This window comes from Roseobacter sp. HKCCD6576-2 (assembly GCF_013179285.1).
GTDB lineage: Bacteria > Pseudomonadota > Alphaproteobacteria > Rhodobacterales > Rhodobacteraceae > Rhodophyticola > Rhodophyticola oceani.
In genome coordinates this window covers 601,418-617,635 of sequence record NZ_WVNW01000002.1, presented here as the reverse complement: position 1 = coordinate 617,635, position 16,218 = coordinate 601,418, and the positions used below count along the sequence as shown (strand labels likewise).

General features: G+C 61.3%; 18 protein-coding genes and 1 pseudogene. 5 read left to right on the top strand and 14 right to left on the bottom strand.

The annotated features are described in order from the left end of the window. Positions 1–4: 4 nt before the first annotated feature. From GTF44_RS10060 to GTF44_RS10045, 4 genes are all read right to left on the bottom strand, one after another. Positions 5–274 carry a VirB3 family type IV secretion system protein gene (locus GTF44_RS10060; RefSeq protein WP_171559665.1) on the bottom strand — a complete coding sequence of 90 codons (270 nt, stop codon included), beginning with the start codon at positions 272–274 and terminating at the stop codon, positions 5–7. Next, positions 274–570 (bottom strand): TrbC/VirB2 family protein, encoded by a 297-nt coding sequence (locus GTF44_RS10055; protein ID WP_367383377.1) that lies wholly within the window; start codon positions 568–570, stop codon positions 274–276. The genes GTF44_RS10060 and GTF44_RS10055 overlap by 1 nt, the downstream gene beginning before the upstream one ends. 32 nt (positions 571–602) lie before the next feature. Beyond that, positions 603–1,574 (bottom strand): P-type conjugative transfer ATPase TrbB, encoded by a 972-nt coding sequence (gene trbB, locus GTF44_RS10050; RefSeq protein WP_171559671.1) that lies wholly within the window; start codon positions 1,572–1,574, stop codon positions 603–605. 181 nt (positions 1,575–1,755) lie between these two features. Next, entirely contained in the window at positions 1,756–2,259 is a 504-nt protein-coding gene (locus GTF44_RS10045; protein WP_171559673.1) for an Lrp/AsnC family transcriptional regulator, read from the bottom strand. 98 nt (positions 2,260–2,357) lie between these two features. Here GTF44_RS10045 and GTF44_RS10040 point away from each other — a divergent pair, with 98 nt between their 5' ends. After that, positions 2,358–3,290, top strand: a complete 933-nt coding sequence (locus GTF44_RS10040) for a DMT family transporter (RefSeq protein WP_171559677.1) — start codon at positions 2,358–2,360, stop codon at positions 3,288–3,290. Positions 3,291–3,321: 31 nt separating this feature from the next. On the opposite strand, the pseudogene GTF44_RS10035 reads toward GTF44_RS10040, so the two are convergent. The 7 genes and pseudogenes from GTF44_RS10035 to GTF44_RS10005 all read right to left on the bottom strand — a co-directional run. Continuing rightward, positions 3,322–4,257, bottom strand: a pseudogene (locus GTF44_RS10035) (type IV secretory system conjugative DNA transfer family protein); the annotation flags it as partial. A gap of 22 nt (positions 4,258–4,279) precedes the next feature. Next, entirely contained in the window at positions 4,280–6,037 is a 1,758-nt protein-coding gene (locus tag GTF44_RS10030; protein WP_171559680.1) for a DUF3363 domain-containing protein, read from the bottom strand. 247 nt (positions 6,038–6,284) lie between these two features. Beyond that, entirely contained in the window at positions 6,285–7,046 is a 762-nt protein-coding gene (locus tag GTF44_RS10025) for a lytic transglycosylase domain-containing protein (protein ID WP_216364978.1), read from the bottom strand. A 3-nt stretch (positions 7,047–7,049) separates the two neighbouring features. Then, on the bottom strand, positions 7,050–7,562 hold the full coding sequence (locus GTF44_RS10020) for a S26 family signal peptidase (protein WP_171559684.1): 513 nt from the start codon (positions 7,560–7,562) through the stop codon (positions 7,050–7,052). Further along, positions 7,559–8,023, bottom strand: coding sequence for a DUF2840 domain-containing protein (locus GTF44_RS10015; protein WP_171559686.1), 465 nt, complete (start codon positions 8,021–8,023; stop codon positions 7,559–7,561). Before GTF44_RS10015 ends, GTF44_RS10020 begins: the two co-directional genes overlap by 4 nt. After that, entirely contained in the window at positions 8,020–8,304 is a 285-nt protein-coding gene (locus GTF44_RS10010) for an AlpA family transcriptional regulator (protein WP_171559687.1), read from the bottom strand. Before GTF44_RS10010 ends, GTF44_RS10015 begins: the two co-directional genes overlap by 4 nt. A 238-nt stretch (positions 8,305–8,542) precedes the next feature. Next, on the bottom strand, positions 8,543–8,965 hold the full coding sequence (locus GTF44_RS10005; protein ID WP_171559690.1) for an Rrf2 family transcriptional regulator: 423 nt from the start codon (positions 8,963–8,965) through the stop codon (positions 8,543–8,545). Positions 8,966–9,058: 93 nt separating this feature from the next. Between GTF44_RS10005 and GTF44_RS10000 the strand changes: the two genes are divergently transcribed. Then, complete coding sequence (locus GTF44_RS10000; RefSeq protein ID WP_171559691.1) at positions 9,059–9,988, top strand: DMT family transporter; 930 nt, start codon at positions 9,059–9,061, stop codon at positions 9,986–9,988. A 100-nt stretch (positions 9,989–10,088) separates the two neighbouring features. Here the strand turns inward: GTF44_RS10000 and GTF44_RS09995 are convergent, their stop codons facing one another. Together GTF44_RS09995 and GTF44_RS09990 are read right to left on the bottom strand one after the other, a co-directional pair. After that, positions 10,089–10,502, bottom strand: coding sequence for a DUF2285 domain-containing protein (locus GTF44_RS09995; RefSeq protein WP_171559692.1), 414 nt, complete (start codon positions 10,500–10,502; stop codon positions 10,089–10,091). Beyond that, positions 10,489–11,685: a DUF932 domain-containing protein gene (locus GTF44_RS09990; protein ID WP_171559693.1), complete on the bottom strand. Its 1,197-nt coding sequence runs from the start codon at positions 11,683–11,685 to the stop codon at positions 10,489–10,491. The genes GTF44_RS09995 and GTF44_RS09990 overlap by 14 nt, the downstream gene beginning before the upstream one ends. Positions 11,686–12,183: 498 nt before the next feature. On the opposite strand from GTF44_RS09990, the gene GTF44_RS09985 reads away from it, so the two are divergent. From GTF44_RS09985 to GTF44_RS09975, 3 genes are read left to right on the top strand one after another with little or no spacing between them, the layout of a single operon-like run. After that, a complete protein-coding gene (locus GTF44_RS09985; RefSeq protein ID WP_171567784.1) occupies positions 12,184–12,570 on the top strand; it encodes a helix-turn-helix domain-containing protein in 387 nt (128 codons plus the stop codon). Then, positions 12,570–13,799 (top strand): type II toxin-antitoxin system HipA family toxin, encoded by a 1,230-nt coding sequence (locus GTF44_RS09980; RefSeq protein ID WP_171559695.1) that lies wholly within the window; start codon positions 12,570–12,572, stop codon positions 13,797–13,799. Before GTF44_RS09985 ends, GTF44_RS09980 begins: the two co-directional genes overlap by 1 nt. After that, the gene (locus GTF44_RS09975; protein WP_171559697.1) at positions 13,792–14,700 is read left to right on the top strand and encodes a hypothetical protein; all 909 of its coding nucleotides are present in this window, start codon (positions 13,792–13,794) and stop codon (positions 14,698–14,700) included. The genes GTF44_RS09980 and GTF44_RS09975 overlap by 8 nt, the downstream gene beginning before the upstream one ends. 231 nt (positions 14,701–14,931) lie before the next feature. Here GTF44_RS09975 and GTF44_RS09970 read toward each other — a convergent pair whose 3' ends face one another. Then, a complete protein-coding gene (locus GTF44_RS09970; protein ID WP_171559699.1) occupies positions 14,932–16,110 on the bottom strand; it encodes a cysteine desulfurase family protein in 1,179 nt (392 codons plus the stop codon). Between the last annotated feature and the right edge of the window lie 108 nt (positions 16,111–16,218).

The following is a 16,218-nucleotide window of genomic DNA, read 5'->3' as shown; positions in this document are numbered from 1 at the left end:
CGGCTCACACCTCGAACCAGGTCGGAAACCGGAGATGCCGGCGCGTGACGTCGACGATGTCCGGGTCACGCTTGGCAGCCCAGACCGCCAGGAGATGCCCGACCAGCCAGAGCAACAGGCCGACGATCCAGAGCCGAAGGCCCAGACCGACGGCGGCCGCCAGTGTGCCATTGGCGATGGCGATCGCCCGAGGCGCTCCGCCGAGCAGGATCGGCTCGATCAGCGCGCGGTGGACGGGAGCGTAGAAGCCGGGGATGTCCTCGCCGGGCTCCATCAGATGAGCGCTCCGCCGCCGAAGTCGAAAAAGGTCAGGAAGAAAGAAGACGCCGCAAATGCGATCGAGATGCCGAACACGATCTGCACTAACCGCCGAAAACCGCCGCTGGAATCGCCGAAGGCGAGCGTCAGCCCGGTGATGATAATGATGATCACCGCGACGATCTTGGCGACCGGCCCTTCGATAGATTCGAGGATCGCTTGCAGCGGCTCCTCCCAAGGCATGCCGGAGCCGGCCGCATAGGCGGGACCGGCGGCCAGAAAGACGCCGAGCGCGAAGGTCGCCGTATATATTGGCCAGCGTGGAGTGAGGATGGATAGTCTGGTCACGGAATGTCTCCTTCTGCGGGGTTGAGGGCGTAATCGCCTTGGGTGTCGAGGCCGGTGACGCGGGCGAGTTCGGCGAGGCGCCGGTCGGCGCCCCGGCCTGCGAGCACGGCGACGAGGTCGATGGTCTCGGCGATCAACGCACGGGGAACGGTGACCACGGCTTCCTGGATGAGTTGTTCGAGACGGCGCAGCGCGCCGACGGCGGAGCCGGCATGGATCGTCCCGACGCCGCCCGGATGACCAGTGCCCCAGGCCTTAAGGAGATCCAGCGCTTCCGATCCGCGCACCTCGCCGATGGGGATGCGGTCTGGCCGCAGCCGGAGCGATGAGCGCACGAGGTCGGAGAGTGTCGCGACACCGTCCTTGGTGCGCAGCGCGACAAGATTGGGCGTCAGGCATTGCAGTTCGCGCGTGTCTTCAATGAGGACGACCCGGTCGGAGGATTTGGCGACTTCGGCGAGCAGCGCGTTGGTCAGCGTCGTCTTGCCGGTGGATGTGCCGCCGGCGACCAGAATGTTTCGGCGTTCGGCGACCGCGATGCGAAGCGCGTCCGCTTCGGCGCCGGTCATGATCCCGGCAGCGACATAATCGTCGAGGGTGAACACCGCGACTGCGGGCTTGCGGATCGCGAAGGCCGGTCCCGCGACGACCGGCGGCAACAGGCCCTCGAACCGCTCTCCCGTCTCGGGCAGTTCGGCGGAGACACGCGGGTTGCCGGCATGCACCTCGGCGCCGACATGGTGTGCGACCAGCCGGACGATCCGTTCACCGTCGGCGGGCGCCAGTCGCTCGCCAGTGTCCGCGAGACCTTCTTTTAGACGGTCCAGCCAAAGACAGCCGTCCGGGTTGAGCATGATCTCGACAACAGCCGGGTCATCGAGCCAGGCGCCAACATGCGGCCCCAGCGCGGTGCGAAGCATGCGGGAGCCGCGCTTGATCGCTTCTGTTCTGAAAGGTTGGACGGTCATTCGCGGCCCCGCAGTTGCTTCGGGGTCAACTAAGAAGACCGCTATTGGGCGATGATCAACAGACGTGAAGGCGTAGTAGTGCCGTGGCGCGGAAGGACAGGAGTTCGGCGGATCGGTGGCATAGAGGTCGGCTTAGCGGGCTTTGCTGCCATTTGATTAGGGTCCGCTCTCAGACCCAGTACTAGAGCTCGACCAAACGCTCTTCGACCGGTGACGACTGAACAACAGACGAGTTCGTCGCACCGAACGGCACGATCCGATCGATCACGGCCTCCATCTCGGCCACGTCGCGGACATGTGCCCGCGCAACGAAGCAATCCTCGCCGGATACACGATCACAAGCGACAATCTGTGGCGTCTCCTGGATCGCTTCAATCATGTTCTTCATCTCACCTGGCAGCGGACGCGCACGGATCAGGATCGTCAGTCCGTAGCCAAGGCGGGCCGGGTCAATGCGAGCGCCGTATCCGGTGATGATGCCGACATCCTCAAGGCGCCGCACACGGTCTGCCACGCTTGGGGCGGATAGACCCACTCGGCGGGACAACTCGGCACGAGGAATGCGGGCATCCGCGCAAAGCTCGCGAAGAATCGCTGCGTCGATCTTGTCGAGGCCACTTTCTTCGGATCGAAGGCTATCGATAGATCGATCCTTCTTTTTTGCGTCTAGTTCAGTTTTTGACATAGCTGATCTCCATATCGAAGTGCTATTCTGCCTTGCATTATGGATGTATGCCAGATCAAGATCACGCAAACCCCGCTCTCGCGAACGCCTCGGGAGCCATGTCGCGCCTGTCCGAGGCCGTTCCTCCGCACGCATGGTTCGGCGTCTCCGCCGTTTTTCACTATCTCGGCCCGGCTTTCGCGGTCCTGTTGTTCCCTGTCGTCGGCGTGCTTGGTGTCGCGTGGTTCCGTATCGCGTCGGCAGCTTTGGTTTTCGCTCCCATCACGAAGCCTTTGCGTACCTTCAAGAAATCAACACCCCGCGAGTGCCTTCTTCTTCTCGCGCTTGGCGGCTGCCTCGCGGTGATGAACAGTTCTTTCTATTTGGCATTGGACCGGTTGCCGATCTCGCTGGTCGCTGCCATCGAGTTTGTCGGCACCATCGGTATCGCCCTCTGGGGCCTTCGCACCGGGCGCAACTATCTGGCCTTCGCCTTGGCCATCATAGGTGTGGCCCTTCTGATTGACGTGCCGTCGCTTCTGGCAGCAGATGGTCCTGAGCTGACTTCTGACCTTCTTGGCCTGTTCTGGGCGGTCCTGAATGGGGCGCTGTTCGTTCTCTACATCATCCTCGGCCACAAGATTTCCGAAGGTGGCGCATCGGGCGGTGTGGAACGTTTGGGCGCTGCCATGACGGCAGCCTTCATCTTCGTCATGCCCATCGGCTTCCTGCAAGCCCTCGACGCCTTCGGCGCGCCTCTGCTAGTGCTGGCAGGCATCGGCGTCGGCATCTGTTCGTCCGTCATCCCCTATGTCTGCGATCAGCTCGCGATGGCCCGTCTGCCACGCGCCAGCTTTGCGTTTCTGCTCGCTCTCTTGCCCGCGACTGCCACGATCATCGGCGTGATCGTCCTGCGCCAGATACCGAGCGCCGTGGATGTCCTGGGCGTGGTCCTCGTCATGGTCGGCGTGGCTGTGCACAAGCCCGCGCAAATGCAGTCTGCGACGGCCAAGGTGACTGATACCGATCTTTCGCCGCACCCTGGCGAATGAGCGGGTTGGGCACGACGCGAACCCTCGCCTGGGCGACGACCGGATGCGGCCGGTCGCCCAGATGCGGCGTCTTCATCATCGCGGTTAGCGTCGCCTCGATCGGTCGACGGGGATCGGAAAGGAAGGCGGCGACGTCAGCGAGCGTCTTGTCCGCCTCCGCGTAGAGGACGTGGAGGATCGCGCCGACCAGGAGCGCATGACTGGTCTTTTCCCAATGGTTCCGGCGTTCGAGCAGACCTTCGGGATCGACCAGGATGTCGGCGACGTTCTGGACGTCGCGCACTTCGCTGTCACCGCGCCGGACTTCGAGCAGTGGATTGTAGGCGGCGCTGTCGGCATTGGTCGGATCGAAGAGCAGCACGCGGCTGAAACGCGACCGCCAGCCGGCCGTGAGCTGCCAGTTCTCGCCCTTGATGTCGTGGACGATCGCTGAGCCCGGCCAGGTCAGGAGCGAGGGCACGACCAGCCCGACGCCTTTGCCCGACCGCGTGGGCGCGAAGCAGAGCACATGCTCTGGACCGTCGTGACGCAGATAGTTCCTTTCGAACCGCCCGAGGATCACGCCGTCCGGCTTCAAAAGGCTGGCCGCTGCCACGTCCTTCGTCTCGGCCCAGCGCGCAGAGCCGTAGGTGGTGATGTCGCTCGCTTCGCGGGCGCGGAGGATCGACAGGAAGATGGCGACAAGGATGGAGACGATGCCGCCCGCGCCGGCAATGATCGCGCCTTCGACGAAGACGCGTGGCGCATAAGCGTCGTACCAATACCACCACCAGAAGAAGGCGGGCGGTACGTAAACAGGCCAACCGAAAAGCGAGAACCATGGTTCGCCGAGCTCGGGTTGGAAGCCGAGCCGCCACGCTGTCCACTGGGTTGCCGTCCAGACGAAAAGCACGGCGACCAAGGCGACGATCAATATCTGTCCCCAGAGGATTGTCGTGGCGGGTGATTGCGGATCGCGTTTTGTCATGAAGGCCTCTTTTCTCGGCGGCTCAGATGGCTAGCCCGCGCTTGCGGCCGAGCGACCAGTCAACACCACCGCCCGGCGTGATGGTCCCGGTCACGCTCTGGCCAAGATGTTTTTCGAGCTGCGGCTTCCAGGGGACGAGTTCGAAGCCCAAACCGTTGTCGAGCATGGCGAAGCGGCCCGAGGCGAGATCGAGGCGCTGGCGGTATACGCCGGCGACCGTGTCGCCTTCACCGCTTTGGTGACGTTTCAATCCGGTCTCGGCTTCGAGCCTTGCGGCGACGGTCGCCAGTTCCCGCTCGCGCAACGTTTTGAGGAGGTCGCGGGCGAAGTTGATACGGTCGCCCTTGCGGGTGGCGAGACCGTCCGCCAGCAAATGATCAGCCCGCCGTTTCAGCGCCGTGGACACCTCGGCGCCGAAGCCTCCTTCGCTCAGCGGCGCCCGGTTGCGCGCAAGCTGCAAGCGATCAAGCCAAGTGGCCCCGTCGGCGGTAACCTGCGCTGCGAGCGAGAAATCGGATCGCCCAACCAGCGAAAGGCGCTGACGGCCACCGTCGCGCGCGATCCAGTTTCGTGTTTCGACAATGCCGCCGACGGGTGTGTCGCCCGTCCTCTCCAGATCGGAAATGCGCAGATGATGGACGCGGCCGTCGACCCCGTCGATGACGGCATAGGCCTCTCCCTTCAACTCGTTATGAAGGCCGCGATCGACCAGCCGGCCGAGGATCGGCTCGGAAAGCTCGGCTTGGATCGCGAAGTCAGTAAGAGGCCGCTCGACCCCGGCGCCCATCGCCCGGTGCATGGTCTTGATGATGTCGCCACGTATGGCGAGTTCGCGCAACGTGTCTTCGACGCCCGGCTTCAGCGTCCAGACAGCAGGAGCCAATTTGTCCGCGACACCCAGACGCTCCAGCGTTTGGGCTCGGCTGATCAGCCGTCGGCGCATTTCGGGGTCTCGCGGTTCCGGCGATCCAGGCCGCAGATCGGCGACCCCGGCATTGTCGTCGGCGAGGCTGCGCAAGGCTTGGTCAAGGCCGGTCCAGCGCTCGGCCTTCATCTCGGCGTCGAGCCCGGCGGCGATCTCACGCGCCGACCGTGGCCCAAGCTCCAGCGTCACCAATTCCTCGGCGCGGGAGCGGAAACCGCGGCTGATGTAATCGCGTGAGATGACGAGATCCTTGTCATCGTCCGCCTTGCCGCGCACGAGAACGTGGATATGCGGATTGTCGGTGTTCCAATGATTGACCGCGATCCAATCAAGCTTGGTCCCGACGTCGCGCTCTGCCTGGGCCATGAGATCGCGCGTGAAGGCGCGGACGTCCTCCATCGATCCAGCGTCCTCGGGCGAGACGATGAAGCGGAAATGGTGGCGGTCGTCTTCGCAGGCCGAAGCGAAAGCCCGCTCGTCGGCGGTGTCGCCGTCGCGGTCGAACATGGTCGCATTACGCCCGTCTCGGGTGACACCCTCGCGCTTCAGATAGTCAATGTGCTTCGCCAGCGGCGCCGACCGGAACCTCTGTCCGCGATGCCGGACGATCCGCGCCTTGATGACGACGCGCCGCTGTGTGCGTGAGAGCCCGCGCGTCGCCTTGACGAAGCGGCCGCGTCCGAAGCGTGAACTGCGCCCGTGCTGCCTGGGGCCGGAGAAACGATAACCGGTGTGCCCGGCCTTCTTGGCCGCGCGCATGACTTGGTTGACGAAGCTCTTCGCCTGCTGGCCGCGCGTCCCGCGATCGCGGATGCGCCCCGGCCGAATGCGCAGGTCGTTATCGCGATTGCTCATGGCGTTCGCCGCCCTAGAAAACAGGTGGCACGGTGAAAGTGCTGGAAAATCAGTAGGTAAGCGATGTGCGCGGCACTGCGGTCCTTCGCAGGGTGGGTAAAAACATCAACAACAACAACGCCGTAGCGCCAATTGGCGCGCGGCCTTTTATCTCGCCCTCCAGCCGTTGGTCGGCTCTCCGATCCCCGCACTCCACGTAAACACGCGCTGGTCCGCACCGGAGCATTCCTTAGTGCGACACAGGATTTCACGGTGAAACCTCCGCTTGGGGACCAATGAACAGTGCGTTCGGAGGTTGCGTAGGTCCTTCGTCGTCGGCACGCGATGTGCTTTCGGAGGGGGTGCCGACCGTCTCTTGATTGGGTGGTGAAGCTGTTGTTGCAGCGTCGCCGAACTGCTCAATGAAGAGCGGTGCTACACGCCAATCGGAGACGATCGGAGGCCCGTTGTCCTGCACACGCCCTGCATCCGGCCGCTCAATAAGCGGCGCGAGGCGGGCCACATAGGCGCGCGTCTCGCGCGGCAAGGGGCGACCGGTCGAGAGGTGTTCGGCGTAGCGCCCCGGCCCCGCATTATAGGCGGCGAGGAAGCCGGGTGACCCAAAGCGGTTGTACATGGCGCGCAGGTAGGCGGTGCCGGCCATGATATTGTCTCGCGGGTCGAACGGGTCGTCGCCGAGACCATGGGCAGTGGCAAGTTCGTCCCAAGTGCCGGGCATGATCTGCATCAGGCCCATCGCACCAGCCTCGCTGACGGCGCCCGGATCGCCCGCGCTTTCTGCCTGCATCACGGCACGTATCCAGCGCTCGGGAATCCCGAAACGCTGTGACGCCTCGGCAATGATCGCGTCAAGCGACGCCTGGGAGAATGCTACGGTGATGTCCGTGACGCGCGGGGTAAGCGGCTCGCTTTGAGCCATGGATGGCGTGCTTGTGAGCAGCATTGAGAGCGCGATGGTGGTGATCGTGGCAACGTGCAGGCGATGGCCGGAAAGAAGAGGAAGCGGCATGGCTCAGCCTTCCCGAATCCAGATCGGGGTCGCCTGGCCGAGAATTGTTTCCGCACCGATAGGCCCGAAATAGCGGCCGTCGAGGCTGGCCCGATGATCCGCGTTGAGGAGGAAGATCTCGCCGTCGTTGAGGATGCGGCAGCCTGCCCAGACGGGCAGCGGACGGCCGAGCCGGTCGCGCTCGTGCGCCTCGGCGACGGCCTTGACGTCTATGCGGATGCTGCTCCCGTCACGGCAAACCTCTGCCCCGGGCAGCGCGGCAATGCGCTTCAACAGTGGCGTGTCGCGACCGAGATAGCGGTTCTCGATCAACCAGGATTCAAGCGCCTTTGGTGGCCGGACGGCGACCAATGCGCCAACATCCAAGGTGTCGATCGGCGTCACGATGTAGAAACCTATCGGAACGCTCGGAGAAGGATTCCAGAGCACGAGTGGACAGTTTCTGACCACAACGGAAGCGCCGATCAGGGCGAGGCCGATGACCGTGGTGAAGAGAATGCGGGGGGAACGGATCATCTGCCGACGTCCCGTCGCATCAGCCAGGCACCATGTCTGAGCTTTGTGTAAGGACGTGGTTTGAAAGCGCCGGTCAGGCGATTGTGGACGTGTCGCCAATGGTCCGGACAGGCGTCCTCGGGAGCGATCCCGAGCGCTTCAACTTGATCGATGGCGTTGAGCGCCGGCTCGACTTTCGGCCATCCGGTGAGGCGCAGGAGGATTTCCCCGCCGGGGGTGACATGCGGGACGGTCGAATAAGGCTCGCCTGGGCTGACGGCACGCAGGATGTCGATCCGGCTTTCGACCGTGCCATAGTCGTTCGACGACCACCGCACGAAGGCGAAGACGCTTTCCGGATCGAAACCGACGGTGCTCCGGCTGCGGCTGTGAATTGTCTCTTGAGTGATGCGGCCGAAGCGGATCCAGCGCTCGATCCGGCCTTCGATCCACGTCAGATCGACGGTGGCTCGGCCGGTCATCTGTGCGTCTTGTCCGCATAGGCCGGCGCGATGGCCGCATGCCTCTTAGCGGGCAGAACCTCATCACCGGTGTCGTCAGAGGTGGACGTCTTTTCGCCGCGACCGACCCAGGCCTGCAAATCCTCAACGGCGTAAACAACGCGTCCGCCGATCTTCGAATAGCGCGGCCCGGTGCCGTAGGTGCGGTGTTTCTCCAGCGTTCGGCCGGAAAGGCCGAGAAAGCGGGCAGCTTCGGGGGTTCTGAGATAGCGCGGGGGAAGGCCGGCATTGGGATCTGGCATGAGTGCACCTCCAACGGTTGGCGAGCGCCACGGGTTGCGGCGACCTGTTGGAGGCAAGAAAAGCGGAGAAGTATCCGTTGAGGGGATGACGAGTTGGGAGCGGCGGAATCGTCACTCCTGACGACTTGGAGACGACGCGGACAAGAAATGGCGATCCAAACCGTCGTGTTTCGAACCAGCGACCGTTTGGGCCCCCGGCCTGAAAGATGTTGCGGTCGGGACGTAGCTTCGTTTTAGGTCATGGCCTGCGCAAGACAGCTCCAAGCCTGGAAATCGGCACACGCGAAAGATGGTCCGTAAGCGTGGCTTCTGCTGCGGAAAGTGCGGCATCCACTTCGGTACGAAGTTCACGTTCTACAAGGCATTGGGGCGGATTGTCGGTGCCGTCCGGGTCCGGCCGCATAAAGCGCTCTCCAAGCGCCAGGTACACATCCGTAAGGCTGATATCTTCCGGCGCGTGCGCCAACAACCAGCCTCCACGCGGGCCTTTCTCGGATACGAGAAGACCAGCTTCCCGCAAAAGCCCAAGGACGCGCCGCACGAACACCGGATTGGTTTGGTTGTGTTCGGCGATCTCTGTCGAAGTCCGCGGCTGGCGTGGCTCTGCCGCCATGTGGCCGAGCGCGTGCAATGCGAGGGACAGTCTGGAATTCCGTTTCATGACCAAAGTGTAACTTTTTCAGTTGCGGAAGTCACGCTTCCAAGATAGATCGCATATTCGCAACTGAAGAAGTTGCGAATATGAAAGCACGCTATGACCATTTCTCCCGACTTCCTTGCTGGTCCGCGCCTCGCGGTTATTGCGGCCTTGTTTTCGTTCAGCGTCGGGCCGGTCGGAGTGGTCGTCCAAAAATGGCTCGTAGCCTCATTTAGTCCTTTCCTGATTGTGGCCGTGCAGATGACGGGTGGCGCTGTCGTTCTTTGGGCCATCCGGTACTTCGCCTTTCCGAAGGCCAGTGTCTCGCGCGCAAGTATGCTGAAGGGCTTTGGCTTGGGCGTTCTGCACCCTGGCAGTTTTATGATCGTCTATACCGCGGCAAGCGGTTGGCTCGACAGTGTGACTGCCGTGCTCCTGCTCGCATTGGTCCCGGCCTTAGTCGCCATTGGCGGGCGGCTCGTGCTGAAAGAGGCGTTGCGCCCGGTCGTGTTGGTTGGCATCGCAGTCAGTCTTGCGGGCCTTGTCGTCCTCGTATCTGAGCGCGACGTGACTGGCTCTAACGAACCACTCGGTTTCCTGCTCGGCATTTTGGGTCTAGTTCTCGCGAGCGGATCGGTCATTGCGGGGCGCGCGCTGAACACCGGGGCTGTCCTGCCCTGGTTTGTTCTCGCCCCATTGCAGGTGACGGGCGCGGCTTGTGTCGCATGGCTGGGCGTGCTGGCAACGGGGACCAGCATCCATGTTTCAAGCATCGCTGAGAATGCGGGGGCTTTCCTGTACTTGGTGCTTGGCATGACCGCAGCCAGCTACTTCGCCTATAACTTCGCGCTTTCGCTCTTGCCAACACCCGCTTTAGGTTTGTTATCTGCGGCAGGTCCTGGCGTTGGGGCGCTGGCCGCAGCGATCATCTTCGCGACATCCATCGGCACTGTCGCACTTCTTGGCATAGCTGTGATACTCTTCGGTGCGGCTCTACCGTCTTTGACGGCTGTGATCGCCCGACGGAAAGCCGAACCCAATAGTTGAGAAGAGCCGGAGCGGCGTTCGCATTGTCGTCATTGGGTATTCGCTTCTTCAGTTTTTGGAACCACATTCAACGAAGCATGAATGCTGCTTAAGCTAGGATTCAGCGATCTCGGCGTGCAATCGATCGGCCTGAATTGCCGTTGAGCAGCATGCGGTAGCCGTCCTTGATCAACATGCGGCCGTGCATGGCGAGACGAGCGATCTGCGCCTTGAGCGAGCTTGTTTTCCATGGTTCTTGAGACACACGGCGGCTGCCGAAAAAAGCACTGGCGATGGTCCGATAGCTTGCGCCCTCTCGCCTCCCGTCGATGGTTCGGAGCGCGCGTTTGAGGCGTTCGCGCCGCTGGCGGGTCAATGGCGGGTCTGCGGTGTTGCCGATCAATTGAGTTCGCAGACGATGCGCGGCGGCAACTCGAACGGGCCAGTCGTCATCGATCGGGATGACAACGCTTAGCGAGTCAGACTCGATATCTGCGTCGGTTCCAACGACAACGGGACCGTCATGCAGACGCACCCAGGATCACCCATCTCAAGCGCTTCTCCATGGTGAGGCGCGCGTCCTGCTGCGGTTTCGACCGCGCGACGGCGGTGATGCCCTGCACGAAGTCGAACACGCTCTCGGGCGGACGCCCCTCCTCGGCGAGGACGGTCTCGACGATTTTCGCTGTCTCCGCCTTCGAGAAACCGCGCTTCCGCAGGAAGTCGGTGCGGTCCTCGTCGCTGCGCGCGACGATCCGTTCGCGGGCCGCGCGGATGCCCCGGATGAAAGGTTGTGGTGAGGAGTCCGCGAAGCTGGTCAAGGCCGGGGCCGCCTCGTGGGCGAAGCGGTTGGCGGCGTATTTGGAATGCCGGATCGTGATCTCCTGGAAGTCCTCGACGCCCCAGAGATTGCGGTTCTGGCACACGGCGCGGAGATAGAAGCTCGCAATGCCGAGCGTCTTCGCACCGACCTCCGAGTTCCAGCAATAGAAGCCGCGGAAGAACAGGTCGGGCGAACCGTCGGGCAGCGTGCCTGCCTCGATCGGATTCCTGTCGTCTACCAGCAACAGGAAGACGTCGCGGTCCGAGGCGTAGAGCGTGGTCGTGTCCTTGGTGACGTCGACCATCGGATTGTAGACGCCCGTCGACCAGTCGAGCACGCCCGGAACCTTCCAGCGCGTGTCGCCAACGCCGTCGCCCGCGATGCGCTGGACCGCCGAGACGAGTTCATGATCGTAGATGCGGCCATAGTCCGGGCCGGTCACAGCGCGAAGTTCTGTGCGCCCGTTGGCGACTTCCATCGTCTTGACCTGCTCGGCGCGGTGGTTGGTCAGGCCATATTGCAGATTGATGCCAGCGAGCGGCGCCGGGAGCTGACGCAGATAGGCCGCCGGGGCGCTCACCAGGCTCGCGAGCTGGCCGAAGCTCCAATGGGTCGGCGCGATGGGCGCCTCCGCGTCCGGCAGGACGAGCGCCAGCTTCTCCGGATCATCGCGATGGGCGTCGACGCGGATCGCCGCGCTCTCGACGGTTCGCGTCTTGCTCCGCTCGGCCCGGCCCTTCACCGAAGCGTAGAGCTCCGAAAGCGAGAGATACTTCTCGTCGTCGGGCCGGGAAAACCATTCGGACGATACCCGCCCATTATGCCCGCCGCGGGACACATCCACCTTGTAGCCGCCGCTCTTGGGACGGCCGTTCGTGATTTCGATTGCTGTCATGGCTTGTTCTCCATGACGGGCGGCCCGAGAGCCTCTCTCTCGACCTTCAACCCGTCACGGCGACAGCCGTGGCCCTTTTGCTCTGGCCGCCTTGCATGACATGGCGGCCTTGCGCCACACCGGCGCGCCGCGCGCCGCGTCAGGGATGGACGCCCGTCAGGGGGAAGACCCATCAGGGGCTTCCGCTTCGCCGACAGCCCGGCCCGCAGGGAGACGCCCGTCTGAAGCCTTGACTGATACAAAACCTCCTACAACAGGGCCCGGAGTTGGAGGAAAGGTATCATTCCCGCCATTAGATCGACTGCGTGGAATCGATCTTCCCAGCCGACGCTCCCAATCTGCGGGCTACAAGCTTCCAATCAGCGGTGCTGTCCGAAGCGTGTAGACAGATTTCGGACAGAAATGCCTCTGACCGCTCATCCGCCAATCACCTTGCCAATTGGGCGAAATTGCACTATCAGTCATATTTGACGGTTAAATAATGTTTGGACGTCAGATATGGCGGTTAAAGTGAACTCAGTAAGCGCACGCCGAGCCTTGGAGGCTCTGGGAGCAAATATCAAGACGGCGCGTTTGAAGCGGCGCATCTCCGTGAAAGGCTTTGCGGAGCGGATCGGCGTGTCCGAAAGCACGGTGGCCCGGCTCGAGAAAGGCGATGACGGCGTGAGCATCGGCACGCTCGCCATGGCGTGTCTCGTCCTGGGCGAGATCGACCGCATCTCAGACTTCCTGGACGCGGGCACGGATGACACCGGATTGCTGCTCGACCGGGAAAGCCTGCCCAAGCGCATTGATCGCAAGCGCACGCCGAAGTCGTCGAGCAAAGGCCAGGACAAGGTTACTCCGATCGCTGATGGCGATGACGAGGAAGGGGTCGGTTTCTGATGCCCGAGGCCATCGTCGCGCTTGGCGAAGGGAAACGGATCGTGGGGCGCCTGCGCTTTGAAAGCGACGGGCGTCGCCAGCATTCGCAGTTCGAATATGATGCGGCGTGGCTGGCGGCCGAGGATCGCTTCGCGCTCGCGCCGGGACTGCCGCTGCGCGAGGGCAGCCACTTTTCATCCGGGAAGGATGACAAGCGCTCGGCGTTACCGGGCTGCTTTGCCGATGCGGCGCCAGATTCCTGGGGGCGCGCGCTTATGACCAAGGCCTTGGGCGGCGGCCTCAGCGAGTTTGACTATCTCGTCCTGTCAGACGACCGCACGCGGCAAGGAGCGTTGCGCTTTCTGGGCGAGGACATGCAGCCGCTGTCCGATCTGATCCCGCCCATTCCCCGGCTTGTCGAACTGGAACGCCTGCGCACGCTCGCACAACGCTTCGAACAGGATCCGGGCGGGGCGGAAGAAGAAGCGCGTGATCTAGCCGGTGTCGCCGGATCGCTGGGCGGTGCGCGGCCCAAAGCCAATGTCGAAGGCAATGGGCATCTCTGGATCGCCAAATTCACGTCCGCACAGGACACCAAACCGGTCGAGCGCGCCGAAGTGGCGACCCTGAAGCTGGCGCGCATGTGCGGGCTGCGCGTGGCCGAGGCCCGGCTTGAGCTGCGCGACAGCGACAGTCCGATTGCGCTAATCCGACGGTTCGACCGCCGCGGCGACATGCGCATTCCTTATATCTCGGCGCGCACCGCGCTGGACTGGCAGAGCGAGGACGGAGGGTTCTACACCGACATCGCCGATGTCATCCGCCAGATTTCAAGCAAGCCGGTCGAGGACCTGCACGAACTCTGGCGACGGATCGTTTTCACCATCCTGGTATCGAACAGGGACGATCATCTGAAGAACCATGGGTTCATCTATGCTGGCGGCGATCGCTGGCGCTTGTCACCGGCTTTCGACATCAACCCATCGCCTTCCCGGCACCGCGTTTTGGAAACTGGCATCATCCGGGGTGGGCCGTTCGATGCGTCGATGGCGATTGCACTTGAAGCAAGCGAGTTTTTTGACTTTGCACCCACCGATGCCAGGCAGCAGACATTTCAGATGGCCGAGACGCTCGCCAACAACTGGAAGCGAACCCTGCGAGATGAAGGCGCAACGCCGGACGATCTGCGGACCTACGTGGATGCGTTTGAGCATGTCGAGGCCGAAAAAGCGCTCGAATTAGGTGGCTAAGGCGAACCATAAACTTCTTGAGAGCGTGCAAACGCTGCAACGCGAGCCCTTCTTAAAGCTCTTCAACGAGCTTGGGGAGACCGACAAGCGGGTTGGGCTAGTATCGCTGCGGGCCCATCTAACCAGATTGGCCCGTCTTTTCGGGACGCTTGGCGCGACCACGGATGACGAACATTGGAGCGGTTGCTGGTCCAATATACACATGGCTGCAGCACTGCAGGGCGTGGAAATCGACACGGATATTCATGGGGATGCTATGTGGTGTGGCCCAGCCTCTGATTTCGAGTCGGCCAAGAGTGAGGTTGTCGGTCGGTTTGTGGCGGGCCGTCTAACTTTTGAAATGGTTTTCCACGCATACGAGATCCTTGGCCAGTATTTATGTAAGAAAACCAGATCTGCGACGAGTCAGGAAATTTCGAGACGCCTGATGGCAGATGAAAGGCACCAGCCGCTTTCAGGCCTCCGATGCACAGTCATAGAGGCCATCCAACATTTACCAGTAGCTTTCGATTCGACGACGAACGACGCCCGACGTGCTATCGTCAAAGGCTCCTGGATTGGACTAGGGGCTGAGAATATTCGGCAGTTTCGAAATGCGCTCGTGCATGGAAGGCTTCAAGTGCCAGACCCATTGGATTGGGGTAAGAATGCGGAAGACCGCACCGCAGACGAGCAGTCCGAACTGTTCCGATGGCAGATCAGATTATGTCTGATGCTTATTCAGATTATGAGCTATCGAGCCGCCGGCTCGGTGATGTTGGACACGCTCAGCAACGAGTTTAGCGTCGAGGAACTCGCTTTCAGCTTGCACATACAAAGTCGACATGTCGATGACGAAGACGATCCCGACGAACCAAGTCTCGATGGCATTGAGGCAGCTCCCCGCTTTGACGGATGGTAGTCGTTTGGAGCTGTTTGAAGATAGTTGCGAGTAGTTACTCTAAATCTTCGGCTCGCGTTGATCTCTCGAATCTTGTTTTGATCCATTCAATAGACCCATCCCGCATTACTTGCAGCCAGTCATCAAGCCTCCAGGGCGCCTATAAATTCCCGCGTATTAAAGCTGAACAGGAGCTGAGTGAAGTAATATTCAGCCCATAATTTGGTCATTTTTCCAGTAAAACGTAAGAATCTACACCCTAATTTCGGAGTTGCACTGGCTTAGAGCTTGCTCGATAAGATTGACGGCATCATTGATATCACTATCGGTTGTTTGCCGCCCGATGCTGAAGCGAATAGATGAGTTTGCCTGATCTCCTGTGAGACCGATGGCGCGCAATACATGTGACGGTTCTGGAATTCCCGATGTACAAGCTGAACCGGTTGAGGCGGCAAGCTGCGGCTGCAGAAATTGCAGGATTTCCGCTGCTTCGAATCCATTGAACTGAACGTTGGCATTTCCTGGGTGACGACGATTACTTTCAGGACCATTGAGGCGAACCGGCCACGAAAGGTTATGCAATTGGTCCACAAAGTCTGAAGTTCGCCTTCTCAGCTCTCCGCGCTCACAGTCAGAACTAGTCAAGCTCACCAAGCTAACTGCTTCCGCCATTCCGACACAGAGAGGGACCGGAACCGTACCGGAGCGCAAGTTGCCTTGCTGGCCTCCTCCATAAATCTGTGGCTCGATATGAGCGTGCAAATCACGACGGACATATAGCGCACCAATACCTTTGGGACCGTAGATCTTATGAGCCGAGAGGCTTAGAAGATCTACAAGTGTGCCGATCGCACTCATTTCGATTGCGCCGGGCGCTTGCGCGCCATCGCAATGCAATAATGCACCGGACTTTCGAACAAGTTTTGAAATGGCTGGAATGTCCTGAATCGTACCGATCTCGTTGTTTACCAAAGCAATAGAGACGAGTAGGACATCTTCTGACAGCTCCTTTTCAAGGACCATAAGATCGACGAAACCCTGCGCGTCCACCGGAAGATATTGCACCTCATATCCAAGTTGCTCTCTTAGGGCGCGGCTCGCCGCGAGGACACATTTATGCTCTGTTGCTGCGATGAGGACCCGACGCCGTCTGTCGCCAGTAGCGCGGCGTCCAAGGCCAAGCAGGGCGAGATTATTTGCTTCGGTAGCGCCGGACGTGAAGATGATTTCGTCGCCGTCCGCGCCAATTAATTCGCCAATTGTCGCGGCCGCCGTTTCAACCGACTGCAATGATTCCCATCCCAGCACATGATCTGCGGAATGAGGATTTCCGAACGTCTCTGCGAAAAAAGGCGACATTTTCGCAAATACGCGAGAATCGACAGGTGTCGTTGCTTGATGGTCAAGATAGATTGTTTGGCCAATTCTCATTATTTTACAATCGCATAGACATCGTTCCAGTGGTTTTCTCGGCTGTCTCTCCGAGATTTTCAGTCTGGACGATCCCTCCAGCTTAGTTGACCCTAGCACAGAGGTTCG